Source organism: Streptomyces thermocarboxydovorans (assembly GCF_039524635.1).
Classification (GTDB): Bacteria; Actinomycetota; Actinomycetes; order Streptomycetales; family Streptomycetaceae; genus Streptomyces; species Streptomyces thermocarboxydovorans.
The window spans coordinates 1-24,062 of sequence record NZ_BAAAGU010000031.1 but is presented as its reverse complement, the minus strand read 5'-3'; the positions used below and the strand labels follow the sequence as shown (position 1 = coordinate 24,062).

The 24,062-nt window shown below is 73.0% G+C and carries 25 protein-coding genes; 15 read left to right on the top strand and 10 right to left on the bottom strand.

All coding sequences use genetic code 11. The features are described from left to right. The first annotated feature begins 42 nt into the window (after positions 1 to 42). Both ABD198_RS16035 and ABD198_RS16030 read left to right on the top strand, forming a co-directional pair. Positions 43 to 1,233 (top strand): sensor histidine kinase, encoded by a 1,191-nt coding sequence (locus tag ABD198_RS16035; protein WP_344001670.1) that lies wholly within the window; start codon positions 43 to 45, stop codon positions 1,231 to 1,233. After that, positions 1,230 to 1,844, top strand: a complete 615-nt coding sequence (locus ABD198_RS16030; protein ID WP_344001668.1) for a response regulator transcription factor — start codon at positions 1,230 to 1,232, stop codon at positions 1,842 to 1,844. Before ABD198_RS16035 ends, ABD198_RS16030 begins: the two co-directional genes overlap by 4 nt. A 55-nt stretch (positions 1,845 to 1,899) precedes the next feature. On the opposite strand, the gene ABD198_RS16025 is transcribed toward ABD198_RS16030, so the two are convergent. Further along, positions 1,900 to 2,751: a transglutaminase family protein gene (locus ABD198_RS16025; RefSeq protein ID WP_344001666.1), complete on the bottom strand. Its 852-nt coding sequence runs from the start codon at positions 2,749 to 2,751 to the stop codon at positions 1,900 to 1,902. Between the two features lie 17 nt (positions 2,752 to 2,768). Then, the gene (locus ABD198_RS16020) at positions 2,769 to 3,821 is read right to left on the bottom strand and encodes a GNAT family N-acetyltransferase (RefSeq protein ID WP_344001664.1); all 1,053 of its coding nucleotides are present in this window, start codon (positions 3,819 to 3,821) and stop codon (positions 2,769 to 2,771) included. Between the two features lie 141 nt (positions 3,822 to 3,962). Here ABD198_RS16020 and fdxA point away from each other — a divergent pair, with 141 nt between their 5' ends. Continuing rightward, on the top strand, positions 3,963 to 4,280 hold the full coding sequence (fdxA, locus tag ABD198_RS16015; RefSeq protein WP_167994178.1) for a ferredoxin: 318 nt from the start codon (positions 3,963 to 3,965) through the stop codon (positions 4,278 to 4,280). Between the two features lie 223 nt (positions 4,281 to 4,503). Further along, positions 4,504 to 5,598: a bifunctional succinyldiaminopimelate transaminase/glutamate-prephenate aminotransferase gene (locus ABD198_RS16010; protein ID WP_344001661.1), complete on the top strand. Its 1,095-nt coding sequence runs from the start codon at positions 4,504 to 4,506 to the stop codon at positions 5,596 to 5,598. Positions 5,599 to 5,823: 225 nt separating this feature from the next. Here the strand turns inward: ABD198_RS16010 and ABD198_RS16005 are convergent, their stop codons facing one another. Both ABD198_RS16005 and ABD198_RS16000 read right to left on the bottom strand, forming a co-directional pair. Next, complete coding sequence (locus ABD198_RS16005) at positions 5,824 to 6,294, bottom strand: ATP-binding protein (protein WP_344001659.1); 471 nt, start codon at positions 6,292 to 6,294, stop codon at positions 5,824 to 5,826. Positions 6,295 to 6,618: 324 nt separating this feature from the next. Beyond that, a complete protein-coding gene (locus ABD198_RS16000; RefSeq protein ID WP_344001657.1) occupies positions 6,619 to 7,593 on the bottom strand; it encodes a heavy metal transporter in 975 nt (324 codons plus the stop codon). Positions 7,594 to 7,676: 83 nt separating this feature from the next. Between ABD198_RS16000 and dapE the strand changes: the two genes are divergently transcribed. Together dapE and ABD198_RS15990 are read left to right on the top strand one after the other, a co-directional pair. Beyond that, complete coding sequence (dapE, locus tag ABD198_RS15995) at positions 7,677 to 8,756, top strand: succinyl-diaminopimelate desuccinylase (protein ID WP_344001655.1); 1,080 nt, start codon at positions 7,677 to 7,679, stop codon at positions 8,754 to 8,756. Between the two features lie 119 nt (positions 8,757 to 8,875). Beyond that, the gene (locus tag ABD198_RS15990; protein WP_344001653.1) at positions 8,876 to 9,634 is read left to right on the top strand and encodes an LOG family protein; all 759 of its coding nucleotides are present in this window, start codon (positions 8,876 to 8,878) and stop codon (positions 9,632 to 9,634) included. 250 nt (positions 9,635 to 9,884) lie between these two features. Here the strand turns inward: ABD198_RS15990 and folP are convergent, their stop codons facing one another. Next, the gene (gene folP, locus ABD198_RS15985) at positions 9,885 to 10,745 is read right to left on the bottom strand and encodes a dihydropteroate synthase (RefSeq protein ID WP_344001651.1); all 861 of its coding nucleotides are present in this window, start codon (positions 10,743 to 10,745) and stop codon (positions 9,885 to 9,887) included. Positions 10,746 to 10,927: 182 nt separating this feature from the next. On the opposite strand from folP, the gene ABD198_RS15980 reads away from it, so the two are divergent. Further along, a complete protein-coding gene (locus ABD198_RS15980) occupies positions 10,928 to 11,293 on the top strand; it encodes a DivIVA domain-containing protein (RefSeq protein WP_344001759.1) in 366 nt (121 codons plus the stop codon). Then, entirely contained in the window at positions 11,290 to 11,877 is a 588-nt protein-coding gene (locus ABD198_RS15975; RefSeq protein WP_344001649.1) for a DNA-3-methyladenine glycosylase I, read from the top strand. The genes ABD198_RS15980 and ABD198_RS15975 overlap by 4 nt, the downstream gene beginning before the upstream one ends. A 56-nt stretch (positions 11,878 to 11,933) precedes the next feature. On the opposite strand, the gene chcB is transcribed toward ABD198_RS15975, so the two are convergent. After that, the gene (gene chcB / locus ABD198_RS15970; protein WP_344001647.1) at positions 11,934 to 12,737 is read right to left on the bottom strand and encodes a 2-cyclohexenylcarbonyl CoA isomerase; all 804 of its coding nucleotides are present in this window, start codon (positions 12,735 to 12,737) and stop codon (positions 11,934 to 11,936) included. A 386-nt stretch (positions 12,738 to 13,123) separates the two neighbouring features. Here chcB and ABD198_RS15965 point away from each other — a divergent pair, with 386 nt between their 5' ends. Further along, on the top strand, positions 13,124 to 13,291 hold the full coding sequence (locus ABD198_RS15965; protein WP_003966491.1) for a DUF3117 domain-containing protein: 168 nt from the start codon (positions 13,124 to 13,126) through the stop codon (positions 13,289 to 13,291). 140 nt (positions 13,292 to 13,431) lie between these two features. On the opposite strand, the gene ABD198_RS15960 is transcribed toward ABD198_RS15965, so the two are convergent. Then, positions 13,432 to 14,130, bottom strand: a complete 699-nt coding sequence (locus ABD198_RS15960) for an O-methyltransferase (protein WP_344001757.1) — start codon at positions 14,128 to 14,130, stop codon at positions 13,432 to 13,434. A 162-nt stretch (positions 14,131 to 14,292) separates the two neighbouring features. Here ABD198_RS15960 and sigE point away from each other — a divergent pair, with 162 nt between their 5' ends. The 5 genes from sigE to ABD198_RS15935 all read left to right on the top strand — a co-directional run bounded on the left by sigE (position 14,293) and on the right by ABD198_RS15935 (position 19,831). Next, positions 14,293 to 15,078 (top strand): RNA polymerase sigma factor SigE, encoded by a 786-nt coding sequence (gene sigE / locus ABD198_RS15955; RefSeq protein WP_344001646.1) that lies wholly within the window; start codon positions 14,293 to 14,295, stop codon positions 15,076 to 15,078. Next, a complete protein-coding gene (locus ABD198_RS15950) occupies positions 15,075 to 15,989 on the top strand; it encodes an anti-sigma factor family protein (RefSeq protein ID WP_344001644.1) in 915 nt (304 codons plus the stop codon). Before sigE ends, ABD198_RS15950 begins: the two co-directional genes overlap by 4 nt. A 133-nt stretch (positions 15,990 to 16,122) precedes the next feature. Further along, a complete protein-coding gene (locus tag ABD198_RS15945) occupies positions 16,123 to 18,369 on the top strand; it encodes a trypsin-like peptidase domain-containing protein (RefSeq protein WP_344001642.1) in 2,247 nt (748 codons plus the stop codon). Positions 18,370 to 18,453: 84 nt separating this feature from the next. After that, the gene (locus ABD198_RS15940) at positions 18,454 to 18,888 is read left to right on the top strand and encodes a sec-independent translocase (RefSeq protein ID WP_344001640.1); all 435 of its coding nucleotides are present in this window, start codon (positions 18,454 to 18,456) and stop codon (positions 18,886 to 18,888) included. Positions 18,889 to 19,159: 271 nt separating this feature from the next. Beyond that, complete coding sequence (locus tag ABD198_RS15935; protein WP_344001638.1) at positions 19,160 to 19,831, top strand: hypothetical protein; 672 nt, start codon at positions 19,160 to 19,162, stop codon at positions 19,829 to 19,831. Between the two features lie 80 nt (positions 19,832 to 19,911). On the opposite strand, the gene ABD198_RS15930 is transcribed toward ABD198_RS15935, so the two are convergent. From ABD198_RS15930 to ABD198_RS15920, 3 genes are read right to left on the bottom strand one after another with little or no spacing between them, the layout of a single operon-like run. Further along, a complete protein-coding gene (locus tag ABD198_RS15930; RefSeq protein WP_344001637.1) occupies positions 19,912 to 21,045 on the bottom strand; it encodes an Mrp/NBP35 family ATP-binding protein in 1,134 nt (377 codons plus the stop codon). Between the two features lie 43 nt (positions 21,046 to 21,088). Continuing rightward, entirely contained in the window at positions 21,089 to 21,697 is a 609-nt protein-coding gene (locus ABD198_RS15925; RefSeq protein ID WP_344001635.1) for a DUF1003 domain-containing protein, read from the bottom strand. Next, positions 21,687 to 22,970: a magnesium transporter MgtE N-terminal domain-containing protein gene (locus tag ABD198_RS15920; RefSeq protein ID WP_344001634.1), complete on the bottom strand. Its 1,284-nt coding sequence runs from the start codon at positions 22,968 to 22,970 to the stop codon at positions 21,687 to 21,689. Before ABD198_RS15920 ends, ABD198_RS15925 begins: the two co-directional genes overlap by 11 nt. 214 nt (positions 22,971 to 23,184) lie before the next feature. On the opposite strand from ABD198_RS15920, the gene ABD198_RS15915 reads away from it, so the two are divergent. Then, positions 23,185 to 23,946: a hypothetical protein gene (locus tag ABD198_RS15915; RefSeq protein WP_344001632.1), complete on the top strand. Its 762-nt coding sequence runs from the start codon at positions 23,185 to 23,187 to the stop codon at positions 23,944 to 23,946. Positions 23,947 to 24,062: the final 116 nt, after the last annotated feature.

The following is a 24,062-nucleotide window of genomic DNA, read 5'->3' as shown; positions in this document are numbered from 1 at the left end:
GGCACTGACCATCCGGCACCCGCGCGGGTGACCATGTCCTGCATGACCACCGCAACGACAGGCCCGGGCGGCCTCGGCGGCGCCGCCATGGGCAGACGTCCCGAGAACCGCAGACAGTGGATCGTCAAGATCCTGTGGACCGGGATCTGGCTCGTCTATCTGAGCGCCCCCGTCACCGACCTGCTGGACGGGGGCCACGGCGTGCTCGCCCAGGCGCTGGGCTGGCTCGGGCTGGCGGTGTTCGTCGTCTGGTACCTGCTGCTGGTCTTCCACACCGGCCGCAGCGAGCGCAACGCCCTGGCGCTCGGCTCGCTGGCGTTCCTCGCCGCCGAGTCCGCCCTGCTGGTCCTGGCCCTGGGCCGGGAGTGGCTGGTGCTGTTCGTGTACGTGGCCATCGCCTCCGGGGCCGCGCTGCCCCTGCGGCTGGCCCGCTGGACGATCCCGGGCGCCTCGGCGCTGATGGCGGCGCTCGCTCTCGCGGTGCCGGACGGGCGCGGGTTCCTGGGCGCCCTGCTCATCCCCGCGCTGCTCGGCGGCTTCGCCATGACCGGCGTACGCGAGCTCGTGCGCACCACCATCGCGCTGCGCGAGGCCCGGGCCACCGTCGCCCGGCTCGCCGCCAACGAGGAGCGGCTGCGCCTAGCCCGCGACCTGCACGACCTGCTCGGGCACTCCCTGTCGCTGATCACTCTCAAAGCCGAGCTGGCCGGGCGGATGCTCCCCGACCAGCCCGAGCAGGCGGCCCGGCAGGTCGCCGACATCGAGCAGGTCAGCCGCCAGGCCCTGGTCGACGTACGCAAGGCCGTGACCGGCTACCGGCGCCCCCGCCTGGCCGACGAACTGGCCGGAGCCAGGCTCGCCCTGGCCGCCGCCGACGTGGCCGCCGAACTGCCCGGCGAGCCCGACCTCACCGGCGTCCCCGAGGACAGCGAGGCCGCCCTGGCCTGGGCGCTGCGCGAGGCGGTCACCAACGTGGTGCGCCACAGCGGCGCCCGCCGCTGCACGGTCGAGCTGCTGCGCCGCCGCACCCCCGGCGGCCAGGTGCTCGAACTCTCCGTCGAGGACGACGGCACGGGCGGCAGCGGCGCGGGCCACGGCAACGGCCTGACCGGGCTCGCCGAACGCCTGCACACGGCCGGCGGCACCCTGGAGGCGGGCCCCGCCGGCAGCGGCTTCCGGCTGGTCGCCCGCGTGCCGGTGGGCGCGCGGGCGGACGTAGGATCCCGGGCATGAGCCGAACGATCAAGGTTTTGCTCGCGGAGGACCAGTCGATGGTCCGTGAGGCCCTGGCCGCGCTGCTGGGGCTGGAGCCGGACATCGAGGTCGTCGCCCAGGCCGCCCGCGGCGACGAGGTGCTGGCGGCGGCCCGCGAGCACGCCGTGGACGTGGCTCTGCTGGACATCGAGATGCCCGGCGCCACCGGCATCGAGGCGGCGGCCGAACTCCACCGCGAACTGCCCGGCGTGAAACTCGTCGTGCTCACCACCTTCGGCCGCCCCGGCTACCTGCGCCGCGCCATGGAGGCGGGCGCCGACGCCTTCCTGGTCAAGGACGCCCCGGCCGCCCAGCTCGCCGAGGCGGTGCGCAAGGTCCTGGCGGGGGAGCGGGTGATCGACCCGGCCCTCGCGGCGGCGGCGCTGGCCGAGGGCGCCAACCCGCTCACCGACCGCGAACGCGAGGTGCTGCGGGCCGCGGAGGACGGCTCCACCAACGCCGAACTGGCCACCGCGCTGCACCTGTCCCAGGGCACGGTCCGCAACTACCTGTCGACGGCCATCCAGAAGCTGGCCGCGAGAAACCGCGCGGAGGCCGTCCGGATCGCCCGCGACAAGGGCTGGCTGTAGCGCCGGCGGCAGATCCTCCTCACCGGGAGGCTCTGCGACCGACGCCGCCCGGTGGTCAGTTCAGCATGGCCCGTGCCGCCTGGGCCTGCGCCTGGATCCGGGTGGCGGCCGCCTCGTCCACCGCGGCCACCACGTCCGCGTACGCCTCCAACTCGTCGGCGCCTTCCAGGAACTGGCCGCGCCGCACCAGCACCTGCGCCCGCTCGTAGCGCAGTCGCGCCGGATGCGAGGGGAGCAGCAGGGACAGATCCACCGCCCACAGCGCCACGTCCGACCGCTCCGGGCGCGCCGCGGCCCACGCCCGCACGTTGTTGAGGATCCGCAGCACGACCTCCAGCGGGTCCGCCGGCCGCAGCATCGACGGGTCCAGCGGCGACCCCGTCGCCCCCACCACCAGCAGCTCCGCGTCCGCTCCGGTCAGCACCCGGCCCCCGTCGAAGGGATCGGCCAGCACCTGCTGCTCCGCCTCCCCGAAGCCGACGACGAAGTGTCCCGGCAGGGCGACCCCGTACACCGGCGCCCCCGCCCGGCGGGCGACCTCCATCCACACCACCGACAGCAGGATCGGCAGCCCCCGCCTGCGCAGCAGCACCTCGTGCAGCAGCGAGGACTCCAGCCGCCGGTAGTCGCCCGGGGTGCCGTGGAAGCCGTACCGCTCGCCCAGCAGATCGCGCAGCGCCTCCGCCCACGCCCGGGGCGTGCCCGGCCGGTAGGGGAGCTGTCCGGCCAGCTCGTCCAGTTCGATCTCGGCGGCGTCCATGCCGGCCTCGTCCAGCTTCCCGTCCGCCTCCGCCCCGATCAGCAGGCACAGCGTGGACAGGCCGGGCCGCTCGCAGCGGGCTTCCTCGGCGAACCGCCGCCGCAGTGCGGCGGAGCGCTCGGGCGGTGGAGGGTGAGGGGTCCGCATGCCCCGTTGGTGCCCGGTCACGATGATCCGCTACCGGCCGGAGCCGCTGATTCCGAGGACGATTCCGAGCCATTCCGGGGCTCCCGGTAATGGTGGTACGCGTGATGCGCCGCGAAGCCCATCCGCTCGTACATCGCCCGCGCGGCCTCGTTGTCCTCCTCGACCTGCAGCCACGCCGCCGACGCGCCCTCCGCCAGCGCCTGCCGGGCCAGCGCGGCCATCACCGCGGTCGCCAGGCCCTGCCGCCTGCGGTCCGGGTCCACCTCGACCGCCGCGAACCCGGCCCACCGCCCGTCCACCACGCACCGTCCGGTGGCGGCCGGCGGCGCTCCGGCGTCCCCCGGCGCGGTCCCGAACCACACCGACGGCCCTCCCGTCAGCACCCGCAGCGCCACCTCGCTCACACCCTTGCGCCGGTACCGCGCCAGCCACGCCTCGTCCGCATCCCGCGAGAGCACCACCCCGGACGGCTCCGCCACCGCGTCGGCGACCGGCGCCAGCGCGGCCACCCACACCTCGGCGGTCACCTCCCGCACCCAGCCCCGCCGCTCAAGCTCCGCGCACAGCAGCTCCTGGGTGCCCTCGGCGCCGGTCGCGGTCTGCACGTACGCGGGCAGCCCGCGCTCGGCGTACCAGCGCCGTACCGCCTCCAGCGCCGCGTCCAGCGGCATGCCGGGGTCGCCGAGCGGCAGCACCGAGTTCGCCCGGCGGGTGAAGCCCGCGGCGGCGCGCAGCTCCCACTCGCCGAGCCGCTCGCTCTCCACCGGCCGCCAGGCCCGCCCCGCGACCCGCGCCAGCTCCTCGTAGGACGCCGCGGGCCCTCTGCGACGCGCCGGTGCGGACGGCACCACCTTGCCCGCGACCAGCGCGGTCTCCGCGATGTGGACGCTCTCTCCGTTCTTTCGTGTGATACGCAGCACACCGTGGTCCCATGATGTGAGAACACCGACCGTGTCGGTGAACTTCTCACCCGAGGGACCATGTTCGATCAAGCTGCGTACGGAGACCCGTTTCCCCACGTCAGCAGCGGTGATACGGACCTCGAGACGCCCGCCGGCCGAGATTTCCACAGGTCGGTGCACCCCTCCTGTTCGGATCATGCCCAGGAACGGAGATACTAGGGGCGGGCATCGACGACGCCGCGCTCCCGCGCGCCAGGCGGCGGAGCCTTGAGGTGGCCCGCCAGCGCCCTATCGAGGAGGAACGACAGCGTGACCTACGTCATCGCGCAGCCTTGTGTAGACGTCAAGGACAAGGCGTGCATCGAGGAGTGCCCGGTCGACTGCATCTACGAGGGCCAGCGGTCCTTGTACATCCACCCGGACGAATGCGTCGACTGCGGGGCCTGTGAGCCGGTCTGCCCGGTCGAGGCGATCTTCTACGAGGACGACACTCCGGAGGAGTGGAAGGACTACTACAAGGCGAACGTCGAGTTCTTCGACGAGCTCGGCTCGCCGGGCGGCGCCAGCAAGCTGGGTCTGATCGAGCGGGACCACCCGCTGATCGCCGCGCTTCCGCCGCAGGCCTGAGCCCGAGCCGGCCACCGGCGGCCCGGTCCGTAGACCTGCCGCCTCGGTCCCGTACGGGCCCAGACCGCCGCGCGGGACCGAGGCGTCTGGCGAGCGAGGCGCTTGCCGGGGCAGGCACTGGCCGAGGCAGGCGTTTGCCGGGGCAGGCACTGGCCGAGGCAGGCGTTTGCCGAGGCATGCGTTTGCCGAGCCGGGCGCCGAAGCAGAAAGAGAGTCAGCACCCGTGTCCGCAGTCTCCGACCGGCTGCCCACCTTCCCCTGGGACAAGCTGGAGCCCTACAAGAAGACGGCCGCCGCGCACCCCGACGGCATCGTCGACCTGTCCGTCGGCACCCCGGTCGACCCGGTGCCCGAGCCCGTTCAGAAGGCCCTGATCGCCGCTGCGGACTCTCCCGGCTACCCCACGGTGTGGGGCACCCCCGAGCTGCGGGACGCCATCACCCGCTGGGTGGAGCGACGGCTCGGCGCCCGCGAGGTCACCCACCGGCACGTCCTGCCGGTCGTCGGCTCCAAGGAACTCGTCGCCTGGCTCCCCACCCAGCTGGGCCTCGGCCCCGGCGACAAGGTGGCCTTCCCGCGCCTGGCCTACCCCACGTACGAGGTCGGCGCCCGCCTCGCCCGCGCCGGGTACGAGGCCTACGACGACCCCACCGACCTGGACCCGGCGAACCTGAAGCTGCTCTGGCTCAACTCCCCGTCCAACCCGGCGGGCCGGGTGCTGTCCAAGGAGGAGCTGACCAGGATCGTCGCCTGGGCCCGCGAGCACGGCGTCCTGCTCTTCTCCGACGAGTGCTACCTCGAGCTGGGCTGGGAGGCCGCCCCCGTCTCGGTGCTGCACCCGGACGTCAACGGCGGCTCGTACGACGGCATCGTCTCCGTGCACTCCCTGTCCAAGCGCTCCAACCTCGCCGGTTACCGCGCCGCGTTCCTGGCGGGCGACCCGGCGGTGCTGGGCCCGCTGCTGCAGATCCGCAAGCACGGCGGCATGATGACCCCGGCGCCGACCCAGGCGGCGATGATCGCGGCCCTCGGCGACGACACCCACGTCCACGCCCAGCGCGAGCGCTACGCGGCACGGCGTGCGGCCCTGCGCGACGCCCTGGTGGGCCACGGCTTCCGCATCGAGCACAGCGAGGCCGGCCTCTACCTGTGGGCCACCCGCGACGAGTCCTGCTGGGACACGGTCGCCCACCTGGCCGGCCTGGGCATCCTGGTGGCCCCGGGCGACTTCTACGGGCCGGCGGGCGAGCGGTTCGTCCGCGTCGCGATCACGGCGACGGACGAACGGGTCGCGGCGGCGGTCGCCCGCCTGCGCTGACGCCGCCGCGACAAGCGACGCCACCGTCACGCCGGCGAACGACGCTCACGGTCACGCTGTCACGCCGGCGAACGACGCACACGGTCACGCTCTCACGCTGACCAACAACTCACGGTCACGCTGACGGACGACGAACGGAGACGGGGCCCGGGGAGAACACCCCGGGCCCCGTCTCTGTGGAACCTCGTGGATCCTGCGGCCCTTGGGGAACCGAAGTCCCGCGACTCAGCCGACCGGCAGGCCCTTGACCGGCAGGTTCTGCGTGGAGACGCCGCTGCCCTTGGTCAGGCCGTTGCCCTTCGTCAGCGAGCCGGTCCCGAGCGCACCGCCCTTCGAGGCCGAACCGGCGGTGTCGCCGAGGATCTCACCGGCCGAACCGGCGGTGTCACCGGCGGCCTTCTGCGCCACCGGCGTCGTCTTCTTGACGGCCTTGCCGCCGGCCTTGCCCGCGGCCGGCACCGCCTTCTTGACCGCCTTGCCACCGGTGTCACCCGCGGTCTCGGTGACGCTCTGCGCCGCGCCGTCCACGGTGCTGCCGACGTTCGCCCCGTCCAGGGCGGTCAGCCCGCCGAGGTTCGGGTTGGCCGGCAACTGGGGCGCCGCGCTGGCGGAACCGGCCGCACCGACCCCCGCAGCCGCTCCCGCAGCGACGAGCAGCGCGGCACGGGCGATCCGACGGGTCAGGGGGAGGGACATGGTGCTCCTTCGACGGGAGAGAACGGTGAAGCGTCCGAAGCTGCCCATGAGTTGATCGACTGGCTGTGATCTCGGGGCGCGGACGCAGTGAATACCGCTCGAAGTCCGGGAAGGTTGCGGCGCACCGACGTAAAGAGTTGGCAATGCGTCGCATTATCGGTTGTGGATGAAGACGGGCAAAGGGCGCCTCCCCGAAGCGGCTGCGGAATCGCTTCGGCCGCCTGATTTCAAGGGATCCGGGCAGTGGCACACAGGGACACGAAAACCTGCGCACCCCGTCAGCCGGGAGCGACGCCCCATAACCCCTGGGAGTGAGCCCCCGCACTACTGCACGGTCGTTATCCGGACCGCCCCGGCGCCGTCGGAGGCGTCCGCGGAGGCCTTGCCGTCGATCGCCCGCCACTGGCTGTCGGTGATCCCGGCGACCCATTCGCGGCCCGCGTAGGACACCCGCTTGATGTGCAGCTCCGAGGCGTTGGCCACGGCCCAGTGCGCCAGCTGCCAGCCCCGGGCGCCCGCGCTCCGTCCTCCGGTGCCCTTCTCGGTGGTGACCGGAAGCGTCACCGTGCCCGGCTCGGAGTCCGCCGGCGCGCTCGCCGCGGGCGACGGCTTCCCGCCGCCGTCCACCTCCGCGCCGGCCGGGTCCAGCACGTCCCGGCCGAAGTCCCGCACCAGCGCGGCCCGTACCGCGTCCGCGCCCGCCGCCCGGGTCGCCGCCGGCCGGCCCTCGCAGGTCAGGGTGGCCCCCGAGCGGCCGGTGAGGGCCGCGGCCAGCAGCGCGGCGTCCGGCTCGTGCTTGGCGTACGCCTGCGGATACCCGCTGCGCTGCACCTTCTGCGCGGCGACGGTCAGCGGCAGCCGCGTGTAACCCGGCACCTTCACCAGGTGCTCGTAGAACTTCCCGGCCGCGTACGCCGGATCCATGATCTCCTCCGGCGTGCCCCAGCCCTGCGAGGGACGCTGCTGGAACAGGCCGAGGGAGTCCCGGTCGCCGTAGTCGATGTTGCGCAGCGCCGACTCCTGCAGGGCGGTCGCCAGCGCGATCGTCACGGCCCGCTCGGGCAGCTCCCGCGAGGTCCCCACGGCGGTGATCGTCGCCGCGTTCACCGCCTGCTCGGGCGTGAACTCGTAGCTCGCTCCGTCGCCCTCGGCGGAGACCACCTTGCAGCCCGGCGCTCCCGTGCCCCCGGTGATGTACTGCACCACCAGGTAGCCGGCGACCGCGAGCAGCACCACGAAGGCCGCCCCGAAGCGGAAGAGGCGGCCGCGACGCTTGGAGGGAAGGGACGACTCTGGCACGCGTACAAGGTACTGGAGGGTACGGGGGCCCGTGAGCCGGGTGTGGACAGTGGGCCGGCACCTGGCGGGTTAGGGTCGACGGCATGGCCGACACCCCGCTTGACCTCACGCTGGACGCCGCCCGCCTGACCGCGCAGCTGGTCGACTTCCCCTCCGTCAGCGGCACCGAGAAGCCGCTCGCCGACGCGATCGAGAACGCGCTGCGCGCCCTGCCGCACCTCACGGTCGACCGGTACGGCAACAACGTCGTCGCCCGCACCGACCTCGGGCGCGAGGAGCGGGTGATCCTCGCCGGGCACATCGACACCGTCCCCATCGCGGACAACGTGCCCTCCCGGCTGGACGAGGACGGGGTGCTGTGGGGCTGCGGCACCTGCGACATGAAGGCGGGCGTCGCCCTCCAGCTGCGGATCGCGGCCACCGTCCCGGCCCCCAACCGCGACCTGACCTTCGTCTTCTACGACAACGAGGAGGTCGCCGCGCACCTCAACGGCCTCAAGCACGTCTCCGAGGCCCACCCCGAATGGCTGGAGGGCGACTTCGCGGTGCTCCTCGAACCCTCCGACGGGCAGGTGGAGGGCGGCTGCCAGGGCACGCTCCGGGTCCTGCTCAGGACCAGCGGCGAGCGCGCCCACTCCGCGCGTTCCTGGATGGGCTCCAACGCGATCCACGCCGCCGCCCCGGTCCTGGCGCGCCTCGCCTCCTACGAGCCCCGCAACCCGGTGATCGACGGCCTGCAGTACCGGGAGGGCCTCAACGCGGTCGCCATCTCCGGCGGCGTGGCCGGCAACGTCATCCCCGACGAGTGCGTGGTGACGGTCAACTTCCGCTACGCGCCGGACCGTACGCCTCAGGAGGCTCTGGCCCATGTGCGGGAGGTCTTCGCCGACTGCGGGGTGACCGAGTTCGTCGTCGACGACCACAGCGGCGGCGCGCTGCCCGGACTGTCCCACCCGGCCGCCGCGGCCTTCATCGAGGCGGTGGGCGGCACCCCCCAGCCCAAGTACGGCTGGACCGACGTCTCCCGCTTCTCCGCGCTGGGCATCCCGGCGGTCAACTACGGCCCCGGCAACCCGCACTTGGCGCACAAGCGGGACGAGCGGGTCGACACGGCGAAGATCCTCGCCGGGGAGGAGCGGCTGAGGTCCTGGCTGACCTCCTGAGACGTCCGGCGCCCTGGGACGTTTAACCCGGCGCCGTGCGGACATGCTGACGTCCCTCGTACGTAACCCGCGTAGATCTACGCTGAGGGCGGTACGACGGCACGACGGAGGGAGCGCACATGGCGACAGGTAACCCCCGCGGGAAGAAGCAGCCGCCGAAGGAACGGCGCCTGGGCCCGGTGCTGCGCAGGCGCGACCAGGTGCAGCACAGCACCACCGACCAGCGGCTGCTGGACGAGCGGGCGCCCACCGACTGGGTGCACACCGATCCCTGGCGCGTGCTGCGCATCCAGTCGGAGTTCATCGAGGGCTTCGGCACGCTGGCCGAACTTCCGCCCGCGATCAGCGTCTTCGGGTCCGCGCGCACGCCGGTGGACTCGCCGGAGTACGAGGCGGGGGTGCGGCTGGGCCGCGGGCTGGTGGAGGCCGGGTTCGCGGTGATCACCGGCGGCGGGCCGGGCGTCATGGAGGCCGCGAACAAGGGCGCGTGCGAGGCCAGGGGCATCTCGGTCGGGCTCGGCATCGAGCTGCCCTTCGAGCAGGGGCTGAACCCGTACGTCGACATCGGGCTGAACTTCCGCTACTTCTTCGTCCGCAAGATGATGTTCGTGAAGTACGCCCAGGGGTTCGTGGTCCTCCCCGGAGGCCTGGGCACGCTCGACGAACTCTTCGAGGCGCTCACCCTGGTCCAGACCCAGAAGGTGACCCGCTTCCCGATCGTGCTGTTCGGCACGGAGTACTGGGGCGGCCTCGTCGACTGGCTCCGCGACACGGTCATCGCCCAGGGCAAGGCGGCCGACCATGACCTCCTCCTCTTCCACGTCACCGACGACGTCGAAGAAGCAGTCGCCTTGGTCTCCAAGGAAGCCGGCCGCTGACGTCCCCTTTCCCCTCCCGCCCACCCACCCGCATTTCCCCTCCCGCCCACCCACCCGCACCGGTCGGCCGAAAGGCCACCGGGCCGACCTGCCCCAACGAAGTTGTCCAGGGGCGGAGCCCCTGGTGGGGGTGCGGGGCGAAGCCCCTGCGCCTGGGCCTGGACGGGCTGCGGCTGGCCGGGACGGAGGGGTGGAGCCTGCGGTGCCTGGGCGGGCTGGGGCTGGGCGGGGTTGGAGAGGGGGGACCCTCTCAGGCAAGGCCGCGGCGGGCGACCGCAGGGGGGCGGTGGCCGGCGATGGAGGCGACCATGTCCAGGACCTGGCGCGTCTCGGCGACCTCGTGCACCCGGTACACCTGCGCCCCCAGCCACGCCGACACCGCCGTCGTCGCCAACGTCCCCAGCACGCGCTCCTTCACCGGCTTGTCCAGCGTCTCCCCGACGAAGTCCTTGTTGGACAGCGACACCAGCACCGGCCACCCCGTGGCCACCATCTCCCCCAGCCGCCGCGTCGCCTCCAGACTGTGCCGCGTGTTCTTCCCGAAGTCGTGCCCCGGATCGATCAGCACGGACTCCCGCGGCACCCCCAGCGACACCGCCCGCTCCGCCAGCCCCACGGTCACCTCGAGGATGTCGGCCATGACGTCGTCGTAGGCCACCCGGTGCGGCCGGGTCCGCGGCTGCGCCCCGCCCGTGTGCGTGCACACCAGACCCACCCCGTACCGCGCGGCCACCTCCGCCAGCCGCGGATCGACCCCGCCCCACGCGTCGTTCAGAAGATCCGCCCCGGCCTCGCAGACCGCCTCGCCGACCTCGTGCCGCCAGGTGTCCACACTGATCACGACGTCCGGGAACCGCCGCCGCACCTCCGCGACGAAGCCCACCGTCCGCCGCGCCTCCTCCTCGGCGGTGACCTCCTCACCGGGCCCGGCCTTCACCCCGCCGATGTCGATGATCGCGGCGCCCTCCGCCACGGCCTGCTCCACCCGCGCCAGCGCCGGCTCGTCGAGGAACGTCGCCCCCTGGTCGTAGAAGGAGTCCGGGGTGCGGTTCACGATCGCCATGATCACCGGTTCGTGCGGCCCGAATTCCCGCCTGCCCAGCCTGAGCATCCCCTGTGCCTCTCCTCGTCCGTTCCGGCCTGTGCCGCCGACTGTCAGACTCGCATGGCACGATCGGACGCACACAACCGGATCCTGCATCCGGCACCGGCCCGTCCGGCGGCCCGCCAGACCTGCCGGACCTGTCAGACCTGTCCGTTCCGTCCGACCATTCGCCCATGGGGGATCCCGCGATGGTGATGTTCTTGTTCCTGGTCGTCGCGCTCGCCGTCGTGGTCGCAGCGGTGACCCTCGCCGTGGTCGGCGGCGGCGAGAAGGCCCCGCTGCCGGACGCGCCGCCGGAGCGCCTCCAGGACTCCCTGCCGCCGGACCGGCCGGTCAGCCGCGCCGACGTGGAGCGCCTCCGCTTCCCGCTCGCCGCCCGCGGCTACCGCATGGCCGACGTGGACGACGCCCTCGGCCGCCTCGGCGCCGAACTCGCCGAGCGGGACGCACGGATCGCCGACCTGGAGTCCGCCCTCGCCGGCGCCCGCGCCGCCGCGGCCCAGACCTCCATGGACAAGCGGGCCCGGCGCGACGAGGAGGGCGAGCGGCCATGAGCGACACCGCCGCGCCCACCGGCCCGGACGGCGCCCCGCGCTGCCCCTGGGCCCTGTCCGCCCCGGACTACCTCACGTACCACGACGAGGAGTGGGGCCGCCCGGTCCACGGCGACGACGCCCTGTTCGAGCGGCTCAGCCTGGAGGCCTTCCAGTCCGGCCTGTCCTGGATCACCATCCTGCGCCGCCGCCCCGGCTTCCGCGCCGCCTTCGCCGACTTCAAGATCGCCACGGTCGCGGAGTTCACCGAGGAGGACCGGGCCCGCCTGCTCGCCGACCCGGGCATCATCCGCAACCGCGCCAAGATCGACGCGACCCTGGCCAACGCCCGCGTCCTGGCCGGCTGGGCCCCCGGCGAGCTGGACGACCTGATCTGGTCCCACGCCCCCGACCCGGCCGGCCGCCCGGCGCCGAAAACCCTGGCCGACGTCCCCGCGGTCACCCCGGAGTCGACGGCCCTGTCCAAGGCCCTGAAGAAGCGCGGCCTGCGCTTCGTCGGCCCGACCACGGCCTACGCCCTGATGCAGGCCTGCGGCCTGGTCAACGACCACCTGGCCGACTGCGCAGCCCGGGACGCCCGCTGAGGGGCGCCCCGGGAGAGCAGTCGGGCGACACCTGCGTCACCGGGAGAGTCCCGGCCTCACCGGCCCAGGTACTTCGGCTTCTCCTTGTTGACGAAGGCCTGGACGGCGATCGCGTGGTCCTCGGAGGAGCCGGCCCGGGTCTGCAGCTCGTCCTCCTTCCGCAGTGTCTCCTGCAGGGAGTGGGACAGGCCGTAGGCCACCGACTCCTTCAGCGCCGCGTACGCCACCGTCGGCCCCTCGGCCAGGCCGCGCGCCACCTTCTCGGCCTCCGCGCGCAGCTCGGCGGCCGGGACCAGACGGTTGACGATGCCCAGCTCGTGCGCCTCCTGCGCGGAGATGCTCCGCGGGAACAGCAGCAGGTCCATCGCCCGGCCCGGCCCGATCACCCGCGGCAGCGTCCAGGAGATCCCGGAGTCCGCGGTCAGCGCGACCCCGGCGAAGGAGGTGTTGAAGGACGCGGTGTCCGCCACGATCCGGTAGTCGGCCGCGAGCGCGAAGCCGAAGCCAGCCCCCGCCGCGACCCCGTTCACCGCGGCGACCACCGGCTTCGGCGCGGAGGCCAGCGCCTCGACGATCGGGTTGTAGTGCTCGCGCACGGTGCTCATGGTCTGGCCCGAACCGTTCTCCCGGTCGGCGGTGAGCAGTCCGATGTGCTCCTTGAGGTCCTGCCCGACGCAGAACGCCCGGTCGCCGGCGGCGGTCAGCAGCACGGCCCGTACGGCGTCGTCGTCGGCGGCGGACCGGACCGCGTCCCGGAGGGCGACCTTCGTCGCGACGTTCAGCGCGTTCATCGCCTCGGGGCGGTTCAGCGTGATCGTCGCGAGTCCGTCGCTCACCTCGTAGAGCACGGTGTCGGCCATGACGTATCCCCTCCGTGTCGGCGGCTCGGCGCGTACCGGCCGGTACGCACCTTGTCTGCACACAGCATGACGGAGATCACCGGCCCTGAACGGCGGCCGCCATGTGACCTGCGTCTAACAATTCACCTTCGTTTTCGTTCCGCCCGACGGGGCGCGGTGGCGCAGTATCGCAGCCACATCGCCGAATTGAGTGGTTTTGCTCGCGCGCGTTGCCCAAGCGATGCCGACCGATGTTGGTCATCGGGTCGCGGGATGCGGGATAATGGCCTGGAAGCAATGTGTTCGATGCCGGTGCGGTGTGTCCTGCCTGAAAAAGGGGACCGCGGGTGCCCTTCGTGGGCCGTCGGCTGAGACGGTTGAGCTGGGTTTCAGGAAGGGGAACGAGCATGGCGGCCATGAAGCCGCGGACGGGTGATGGCCCGCTCGAGGTGACCAAGGAGGGGCGGGGCATCGTCATGCGCGTTCCGCTCGAAGGCGGCGGTCGGCTCGTCGTCGAGCTGACCCCGGACGAGGCCGACGCACTGGGCGACGCCCTCAAGAAGGTCGTCGGCTGACGCGCAAGCGACCATACCCTTTCAGCCGCCCCGGCGCCGCTCCCGGTGCCGGGGCGGCTGTTTGCGCAGGCCGGCTCCGGTTTCGCACAGGTGAGCGCGCCGGTAGCGGACGTCGTGCGGGCTGATCCGGACGGAAGGTCCTAGCGCTTGACCGCGCAGAGCAGCCCGTCGCCCACCGGCAGCAGGGAGGACACCAGCTCCTGGCTGTCGCGCACGGTCCGCACCAGCTCGCGCAGCCGCAGCACCTCCGTGGGCTGCGGCCCGGAGTCGACGGTCCGGCCGTTCGCGAACACGCCCTCGAAGGCGACGAGGCCCCCCGGACGCAGCAGGCGCAACGATTCAGCGAGGTAGTCCTGGTACTCCAGCCGGTCGCCGTCGCAGAAGACCAGGTCGTACCCCGCGTCCGCCAGCCGGGGCAGCACGTCCAGGGCGCGGCCCGGGATGAAGCGGGCCCGGTTGGCGGCGAAGCCGGCGTCCCGGAAGGCCTGCCGGGCGTACTGCTGGTGGTCGGGCTCCGGGTCGACCGTGGTGAGCACCCCGTCCGGGCGCATGCCGTGCAGCAGATGGATCCCGGACACGCCGCAGCCCGTGCCGATCTCGGCGACGGCCTTGGCGTCCACCGACGCCGCCAGCAACCGCAGCGCTGCGCCCGTGCCGGGCGACACCGAGCGCAGCCCTGCCTCGCAGGCCCGTTCGCGGGCCCAGCGCAGCGCGTCGTCCTCGGCGACATAGGCGTCGGCGAACGCCCAGCTCGTCTGCCGGTTGGCGGTAATGACCCTCTCCTGTCCCCGTGGTTGCCTGGGCGTGACTGTATCCGTTGCCGTCGGGAACCCGCAGATGGGACCGGTCGTTTAAAGGGATGAGCAAGTGGCGGGAGCCGTGACGGGGGGAAGACGGTGGACGAGGACGCCGAGCAAGTGCTGACGCAGTCGTACGAGCGATGGCAGCCCACATCAAATTTTCGTAAAACCGCTTATCCGGAGCTAACGGGCGAGGTGGCTATGGTAGGGGCTCCACTGGACACCACCAGAGCCGACAGGGGAGGTGCGGCTGCGCCCGGACACCGGGGCGGAGTGCTGCGGCGCTTCCTCCCATCAGCGGGCAGGCCGAAATCCGTGAACGACACCGCTGCTGACCACAGCCACGCCGCCGGGTCCGCCGAGGGCCCGGCCCAGACCGCGAGCTTCGCCACCGACGCGGACGGGCAGACGTGGACTCCGCCCACCTGGGAGGAGATCGTCAGCATGCACAGCGGCCGGGTCTACCGGCTCGCCTACCGTCTCACGGGCAACCAGCACGACGCCGAGGACCTCACCCAGGAGGTCTTCGTCCGCGTCTTCCGGTCCCTGTCGACGTACACGCCGGGCACCTTCGAGGGCTGGCTGCACCGCATCACCACCAACCTCTTCCTGGACATGGTCCGCCGCAAGCAGCGCATCCGCTTCGACGCGCTGGGCGAGGACGCGGCCGAGCGGCTGGCCAGCAAGGAGCCCACCCCTCAGCAGGTCTTCAACGACGCCCACTTCGACGCGGACGTCCAGCAGGCCCTGGACACGCTCGCCCCCGAGTTCCGCGCCGCCGTCGTGCTGTGCGACATCGAGGGACTGTCGTACGAGGAGATCGCCGCGACCCTCGGCGTCAAGCTCGGCACGGTCCGCTCCCGGATCCACCGCGGCAGGTCGCAGCTGCGCAAGGCCCTTGCGCACCGCTCGCCGCAGGCCCGGGCGGACCGCCGCTCCTTCGTGCCGCGAGTCGCCGCACTGGGAGGAGGGGGCGCGGGCGCGTGAGCGGATCACGACCGAAGTCTTCCGAGGGACACTTCGCCGAGCAGCATCTGGGAGACCGACTCTCCGCCCTGGTGGACGGAGAGCTCGGTCATGACGCACGTGAGCGGGTCCTCGCGCATGTCGCCACCTGCGCCCGGTGCAAGACGGAGGTGGACGAGCAGCGCCGCCTGAAGAGCGTCTTCGCCCAGGCGGCCCCGCCACCGCCGTCCGAGAGTCTGCTGGCCCGCCTCCAGGGCCTGCCGGCGGGCGGCGGCCTCGGCGGCGGCTCACCGCTGGGCGCAGGACTGCCGGGCACGGGCTCCGGCGTCTTCGGCGCCCGGCGCGGCGACCGCTTCGAGTTCGCCTACGCCCCGACGCGGCGGCACGCCCCCGCAGTGGGCCCGTCGCCGGACCGCGGCTTCCGCATCCACGACGTCAGCCGGTCCGAGCACGACCGGGCGGCCTCGCGCGGGCTGCGGTTCGCCTTCGTCGCCGCCGGAGCGGTGTCGCTGGCCGCGATCGCGCTCGGCGGGGTCGCCACCATGGCCCCCACCGACGCGGAGATGCGCGGCTCGGGCAAGGGCAGCAATGTGACGCCGGCGCGCACGCAGGGCACCGGCGCGGCCGCCGCCGCCGAGACACAGCGCCGCCGCGGCGGCGCCGCCCCGCTGCTCAGCCAGATGCAGGGCACGGGCACCTTCGGTGACACCCAAACCGCCCCCACGGTGGTGTCGGCACCGCTGCTTCCGGGAGCGGGGCACGGCCAAGGCACCTCCGCCGTGGGCGACGCGGCCCCCGTGTCCCCGCTGATACGACCCCTCGGCACCACGGCACCGCCGGTGCTCACCGACTGGGCCGCCAAGTCCGGGATCAAGACCCCGGACCTGCTGCCGACGGCCGGACCCACGCCGTCCTCCCGCACGGTTCGCTGAATCGCCCCCTGCGCGTGGGCGCACAGACCTGATTGAATCCATCAGGCGCGCCGGGCCTGGCCCGAGCGCGCCACGGAGTCGATGATCTGCGGCCGGGACCGACAGGCCGGCCGTGACCAGCTGCGGGGAGAGCATGAACGAGGGGAAGCCGGGGCCGTCGGGGGAACGGGAGGGCACGCCGGAGCCGGCCCGAAGCGAGCCCCGGCCCGCCGACGCCGACTTCGAACTGGCCCGGCCGCAGCGGCCCGCCGATAACGAGCGCCGGCGCGACCACGAAGGCGACTACGAACTCGAGCGCCCGGCCACCCCGGCCCCGCCGGTACCGGAAGCCCCCGGCGGCGCAGCGACCGCCGAGCAGCAGGCCATACGCACGGGCGGGGCTCCGGGGGCGGTTGAGTCCTCGGGGGCGAGTGAGGTCGAAAGCGGGGAGTCCGGGCAGCACAGGTCTCCAGCCCGGGTCCACGAGCCGGCCGGGGCCGCGGAGGCGGCCGAGTCCTCGGCTGTGGCTGAGGGCTCGGAGAACGGGCAGCACGGGTCGGCGGCGGCAGGAACGGAGTCGGCGGCGGCCCCGGCGGCGTCGTCCGGTACGTCGGGCCCGTCCGGTGCGCACGGCGCGTCTGCGGCTCCCGTTGGCGAGCGGCGGCAGAAGCCGCTGCACGACCCCGACCCCTACAACACCCCGCCGTACGGCGAGCCCGGCCCCTGGGCCCCGGCACCGCCCGTGCAGCACCCGGCGACCACGCCGGCCCACGGGATCGCCGTACCGCCCCTCGCGGGGCACCCAGGCGGCCCGCAGCAGCAGGCCCCCGCCCCGGTGCCCGCACAGGGCATGCCCGCCCAGGCTCCCCACGCCCCCGCCCCCGCCCCCGCGCCCGCGCCCGCGCCGGGCGGTCACGCCCCGGTGGGCATCCCCGCGCAGGCCACCGCCCCGCAGGCTCCCGTCCCGCAGGCCACCGCCCCGCAGGCTCCCGTCCCGCAGGCCACCGCCCCGCAGCAGGCCGCCCCCACCCCCGGCGCCCCAGCACAGGCCCCCGGCGTCCCAGCACAGGCCCCCGGCGTCCCAGGCATCCCCGGCGTCCCCGCGCAGGCCTCGGGCGCCGCCGCACCCGCGCAGGCCCCGGGCGCTCCCGGCGCCGCCGGGCAGCCTTCGGGCGCCCCCGGCGCCCCCGGATCCGCCGCCCCCGATCCCTGGCGGCGCTACGACCCCTGGGCCGCTGCCGCTGCGGCCGCTCCGCTCCAGCTGCACGGTGAGCCGGTCGAGACGGAGCAGCGGCGGCGCAAGCGGCGGGCGAGGTTCCTCATCGGCTTCCTGCTGGTCTTCGCGCTGCTGTGCGGGCTGGCCGGAGGGTTCGTCGGCGCATACCTCGAACGCAACGGCGGGGTGGGCGCGGTGGAGCTGCCGCAGGCCGCGAAGGAGGACGTCGAGCGGGATCCCGACAGCGTCGCCGGTATCGCGGAGCGGGCGCTGCCCAGCGTCGTCACCCTGCACGTCAGCGGCGGCGGGGAGGCCGGCACGGGCACCGGCTTCGTGCTCGACACCCGCGGGCACATCCTGACCAACGACCACGTGGTGGAGCCCGCCGGGGACGACGGTGAGATCACCGTGACCTTCCACAGCGGCGACACCGCCGAGGCCACCGTCGTGGGCCGGGACAGCGGCTACGACCTGGCCGTCGTGAAGGTCAAGGGCGTCAAGGGGCTCGAGCCCCTGCCCCTGGGCAACTCCGACAACGTGAAGGTCGGCGACCCGGTGGTCGCCATCGGCGCCCCCTTCGACCTCGCCGGGACGGTCACCTCCGGCATCATCAGCGCCAAGGAGCGGCCCATCACCGCGGGCGGCGAGAAGGGCGACGGCAGCGACGTGTCCTACGTCGACGCGCTGCAGACCGACGCCCCCATCAACCCCGGCAACTCGGGCGGCCCGCTGCTGGACGCCGACGCCCGCGTGATCGGCATCAACTCGGCCATCCGTTCCGCCGGCGGCGACTCCGACGGCCAGGCCGGCTCCATAGGCCTCGGCTTCGCCATCCCCATCAACCAGGGCAAGCGCGTCGCCGAGGAACTGATCAACACCGGCAAGGCGACCCACCCGGTCATCGGCATCACCCTCGACATGCAGTACACCGGCGACGGCGCCCGCGTGGGCACCAAGGGCAGCGACGGCGGCCCGCCGGTGGTCTCCGGCGGCCCCGGCGACAAGGCCGGGATCAAGCCCGGCGACGTCATCACCAAGGTCGACGGCCGGCCCGTCCACTCGGGTGAGGAACTCATCGTCAAGACCCGGGCGCACCGCCCCGGCGACCGGCTGGAGCTCACCCTGGAACGGGACGGCGAGGAGCGCACCGTCTCGCTGGTGCTCGGCTCCTCCGACGGCGACTGAGACGCAGGGGTCCGGTGCAGTACCGGTGGTACCGGATGGCCGGGTACCGTGGACCCGGCCCGATGGGATCGCGAGGAGCTTGCAGTGTTCAACGACATAGGACCGCTCGAGCTGGTCACGCTCGTCATCCTCGCCGTGCTCGTCTTCGGACCCGACAAGCTGCCCAAGGTCATCCAGGACGTGGCACGCACCATCCGGAAGATCCGCGACTTCTCGGAGAGCGCCAAGCAGGACATCCGGCAGGAACTGGGCCCCGAGTTCAAGGACTTCGAGTTCGAGGACCTCAACCCCAAGACGTTCATCCGCAAGCAGCTGGAGAACGACGACCTGGGGCTGAAGGAGATCCGCAACGGCTTCGACCTGAAGAAGGAGATGGCCGAGGTCACGGACGCCGTCCACGGACGCGACTCCGACTCCGGGTCCGTCCCGTCCGCCGCCGCGTCCTCCTCCGGCGGCCGGGTCGACATGACCAAGCGACCCGCCGACGACCGGCCGCCGTTCGACGCGGACGCCACCTGACCCCTGCCGCCCGCCGTCCGGCGCGCGAACCGGCCGCGCTCCGACCTGCGCCCGCGCGGGGCGCACGCCCCCGCGTACGTGACGCGTTTCATACTCCGATGTGCCCCCGCACGGCCTGATCCGGGTGTCCGGACGGCCCACGCGCCGGGCGCTTTCCGGCCGTGTGCCGACAGGGTGGTTATGCTGCCGAGTTGTTGTGCGGATCGGACGAGTACGCCCGTAGGGGGGCGGGCCGCCCCGGTCCGACGAGAGCGAGGAGGCGTCCGGGATCATGGAGACGACGAGTCGGGCAGTCGCGCAGGCGCCGGCCGCGGAGGACGGACCACAGGTCCACCCCGCCCGGCGTGCGGTCGACGACTACCTGCGGGCGCCCTTTCCCTGGTACGGCCTGGACGAGGCGTTCACCGGGCCCCGCTGGCTGATGCAGGTCGGCACGGCCGCCGACGGGGCCGTCGAGCACGGGTCCCTCGGGCACGGCGACGAGCCGACGGTGCGCAACGAGCACGCCGCCGCGTCCGGCCAGGAGGTCAAGGAGAAGTTCGCGGTCGTGGTGACCGTGGCGGCCAACCCCGTGCGGCGCAGCGCCGACGGCACAGGCCTGCTGGAGGCCACCTCGGTGTCCTCCGCGGCCTGGCTGGCGGGTGTGGGGCTGCTGTCCTTCACCTGGCCGGGGCAGATGGACCACTCCCTGCGCGACGACTGGCTGGAGCAGCAGACGGAGACGGCGTGGGCGCTGGCGGACGATCTGTCCGGGGAGCAGTGGTCGACGCTGACCCTCCCCGTGGACGGGGTGCCCACACCGTTCCACTACCGGGAGTCCGAGTTCGGGTGGGTGCTGGCCGGGTCGACCCAGGCGGGCGTGCACGTAGGGGCGTACGGGCGCGGGATGAGCGCCTACGGGCTGGGCTTCGCCGCGGTGAAGGACATCGCCGCCTACACCTGAGCCATGAGGCGAAGGGGCGCCGGTCGGTGACCGGCGCCCCTTCGCATGGCCCGAGGACTGGTGGAGAGCGGCGGGCCCGCTCAGAACTTGTTGCGCGGGGTGATCCCCAGCGACATGCCCGACAGGCCGCGCTGCCGGCCGCCCAGCTTGCCCGCGATGGAGCGCAGCGCCGCGCCCGCCGGGGAGTCCGGGTCGGTGAGGACCACCGGCTTGCCCTCGTCGCCGCCCTCGCGCAGGCGGACGTCGATGGGGATGCTGCCGAGGACCGGGACATTGGTGCCGGTGGTGCGGGTCAGGCCGTCGGCGACCAGCTGGCCGCCGCCCGTGCCGAAGACGTCGACCATCTCGCCGCAGTGCGGGCAGGGCAGGCCGGACATGTTCTCGACCACGCCGACGATCTTCTGGTGGGTCTGCACGGCGATGGAGCCCGCCCGCTCGGCCACCTCGGCCGCCGCCTGCTGCGGGGTCGTCACCACCAGGATCTCGGCGTTCGGGACCAGCTGCGCCACCGAGATCGCGATGTCACCGGTGCCGGGCGGCAGGTCCAGCAGCAGCACGTCCAGGTCGCCCCAGTAGACGTCCGCCAGGAACTGCTGCAGCGCCCGGTGCAGCATGGGGCCGCGCCAGACCACCGGGGCGTTGCCCGGGGTGAACATGCCGATGGAGATGACCTTCACCCCGTTGGCCGAAGGCGGCATGATCATGTTCTCGACCTGCGTGGGACGGCCGTCCGCGCCCAGCATGCGCGGCACGCTGTGGCCGTAGATGTCGGCGTCCACGACACCGACCTTCAGCCCGTCGGCCGCCATCGCCGCCGCCAGGTTCACCGTCACCGAGGACTTGCCGACGCCGCCCTTGCCGGAGGCGACCGCGTAGACGCGGGTCAGGCTGCCGGGCTTGGCGAACGGGACCTCGCGCTCGGTCTGGCCGCCGCGCAGCGCGTTGGCCAGCTCCTTGCGCTGCTCGTCGCTCATCACGTCCAGCGTGACGTCGACACGGGTGACGCCGTCGACGCGGGAGACCGCATCCTGCACGCGCTGGGTGATGGTCTCGCGCATCGGGCAGCCCGACACCGTCAGGTACACGGTGACCGCGACCGCTCCGTCCGCGCCGATCTCCACCGATTTCACCATCCCGAGCTCGGTGATGGGCCGGTTGATCTCGGGGTCGTTCACCGTCGCCAGTGCCTCGCGCACCGCGTCTTCCGTAGCCATGAGTACGATGGTACGGCGCCGGGTACACCGGCCGGTAAGCCCGTCAGTGGTCGCCTGCGTCACGTCCCGGAGGCCGTTGTGCGCGCATCGCCGGAAGTGCCCCGCTGTGCTCCCGGTGCCCGTTCTGCCGCAGCTCCAGCTCCTTGACCAGGTCCTGCAGCTCCGAGCGGATCCAGTCACGCGTGGCCACCTCGCCGAGCCCGATCCGCAGGGCGGCGACCTCCCGGGTCAGGTACTCGGTGTCCGCGATGGAGCGCTCGTTGCGCTTGCGGTCCTGCTCCAGATTGACCCGGTCGCGGTCGTCCTGCCGGTTCTGCGCGAGCAGGATCAGCGGCGCCGCGTAGGACGCCTGCAGGGACAGGGCCAGCGTCAGGAAGATGAACGGGTACTCGTCGAACCGCACCGACTCGGGCAGCAGCGTGTTCCACACGATCCAGACGATGATCGTGACCGTCATCCAGACCAGGAACCGCCCGGTGCCGATGAAGCGGGCGATCCGCTCCGACATCCGCCCGAAGGCATCCGGGTCCCACTCGGGCAGGATCCGCCGGCGCGGCGGGCGCGGCTGGTCCAGCCGGGGCGTCCGGGGCCGCCCGGCGGCGGTGGCGCCCGACGGCAGCCGCTCGCGCACGCCGTCGCGCTCAGGCGCCATCCGGGACCACCCCCTTGTCGAGGTGGAACTCGGTCCTCCGCCAGTCCTCGGGGAGCATGTGGTCCAGCAAGTCGTCCACGGTCACCGCCCCCAGCAGCGAGCCCGCCTCGTCGACCACCGGCGCCGCCACCATGTCGTAGGTCGCGAAGAACCCGGCGATGACGGGCAGCGCCGCATCGGGCTCCAGCGGCTGCAGGTCGTCGTCCAGCATCGAGCCGACCAGGGTGTACGGGGGGTCGCGCAGCAGGCGCTGGAAGTGCACCGTGCCGAGGTACTTGCCGGTGGGCGTCTCGTCGGGCGGGCGGCAGACGTACACCTGGGCGGCGAGCGCCGGGGACAGGTCCGGGTTGCGGATCCGGGCGAGGGCGTCGGCGACGGTCGCGTCGGGGCGCAGGACGATCGGCTCGGTCGTCATCAGGCCGCCCGCGGTGCGCTCCTCGTACGACATCAGGCGCCGCATGTCGGCGGCGTCGCCCGGCCGCATCAGGCTCAGCATGCGTTCCTTGTCGTCCTCGGGCAGCTCGGCGAGCAGGTCGGCGGCGTCGTCGGGGTCCATGGCGCCGAGCACGTCGGCGGCGCGTTCCTCGGCCAGCTTCATGAAGATCTCGATCTGGTCGTCGTCCGGCAGCTCCTCCAGCACGTCGGCCAGCCGGTCGTCGTCCAGGGCGGCGGCGACCTCGGCCCGCCGCTTGGGGGAGAGGTGGCGCAGCACATTGGCGAGGTCGGCGGGGCGCAGCTGCTCGAAGGTGGCGAGCAGGTTCTCGGCGCCCTGCCCTTCCTCCTCCAGCGTGAAGCCGGTGACGGCCGACCACTCGACGGTCAGCGTCTCGCCCTTGCGGCGCCGGAAGGCCCCGCCCTTCTTGCCCTTGCGCACGAAGACGCGGTCGATCTCCCATTCCCGGCGGGCGGGCAGCTGATGCACCGACAGGTCGAGGACGGTGACCTCCTCGCCGGTCTCCACCAGCGTCACCCTCCGGTCCAGCAGCTCGCCGAAGACCAGCCGCTCGGTGGGCCGCTGCTCGAAGCGCCGCACATTGAGCACACCGGTGGTGATGACCTGCCCCGCCTGCACGGCTGTCACCCGGGTCATGGGCAGGAAGATGCGCCGCCGGGTGGCGAGTTCGACGACCAGCCCCAGCAGCCTCGGCGGCCGCCGGGCGACCCGCAGCATGACGACCAGATCGCGCACCCGCCCCACCTGGTCGCCGGTCGGGTCGAAGACCGCGACACCGGACAGGTGCGAGACGAAGAACCGGGGGGCGCCCGCTGCCATGGCCGCGTCTCCTTCTCATGCGGGGTGTTCGTTACGGGGACTGCCTGGTGCGTCGGCTTATACGAATTGCCCGCTCGGGTGGGCTTCAGGCTAGCCCGTCCTGATCGGCCGTGCTCAGGCGGCCGGTCCGTACGGACTGGCTCCGTCCGGGTCGTGTGCCCCCGGTACTCTGCGGTACGCCGTTCAGGTCCCCGTCAGAGAGGCAGCCGCACCTGTGATTCCGATCTCCCAGGGCCGTCCGCGCTGGGCCGCGCCGGCGCTCGCCGTCTGTGTACTGCTGGTGGCGGGGACGGGGCTCACGGGGTGCTCCGAGGATCCGAACGAGGGCACCAACGGCGTCGGCAAGCTGTCCCCCGAGGAGATCCAGAGCCGCACCCAGAAGGCCGCCGCGTCGGTCGACACGGTCCGGCTGCACGGCACCGTGGTCACCAAGGGCCGCACCTACAAGCTCGACATGCGGGTGAAGTCCGAGGGCGGGATCGGGTCGGTCACCACCGAGGGCGAGACGTTCCGCCTGCTGCGGGTGGGCGACGAGCTGTTCCTGAAGGCCGGCGCCGAGTTCTGGGGCCAGGACGGCAAGGGCGAGGACGGCGGCGGCACCAAGGCGGACGCCGCGGCGGCCGCGAAGCTCGCCGAGAAGTACGTGAAGGTGCCCAAGGGCGACCCCTCGTACAAGAAGTTCAGCGGCTTCACCGACAAGGACGTGCTGCTCGGCGGGCTGCTGACCCTGCACGGCAAGCTGGCCACGGACGGCCACCACGAGCAGGCGGGCGTGCGCACCATCCGGATCACCGGCGACGACGGCTCCGGCGGCACGCTCGACGTCTCCCTCGAGGGCCAGCCGTTCCCCCTCCGCCTGGTCCGCGCCGGCAAGGCCGGCGTCCTCACCTTCTCGTCCTGGGGCGCCGACTTCCCCCTCAAGAAGCCCACCAAGGACGAAACCCTGGACTACGGCCAACAGCTCCCCAGCTCCTGAGGCACCAGCGCCGGGTGGGCCGGCGGACCCTAAGGGCCTCTCGTTTGGATCAGCCTGCGGGAATCGCCGGCGCCTTGTCAGCACCGGTGAGCGGGGTCTGGTGCGTGCAGCTGCAA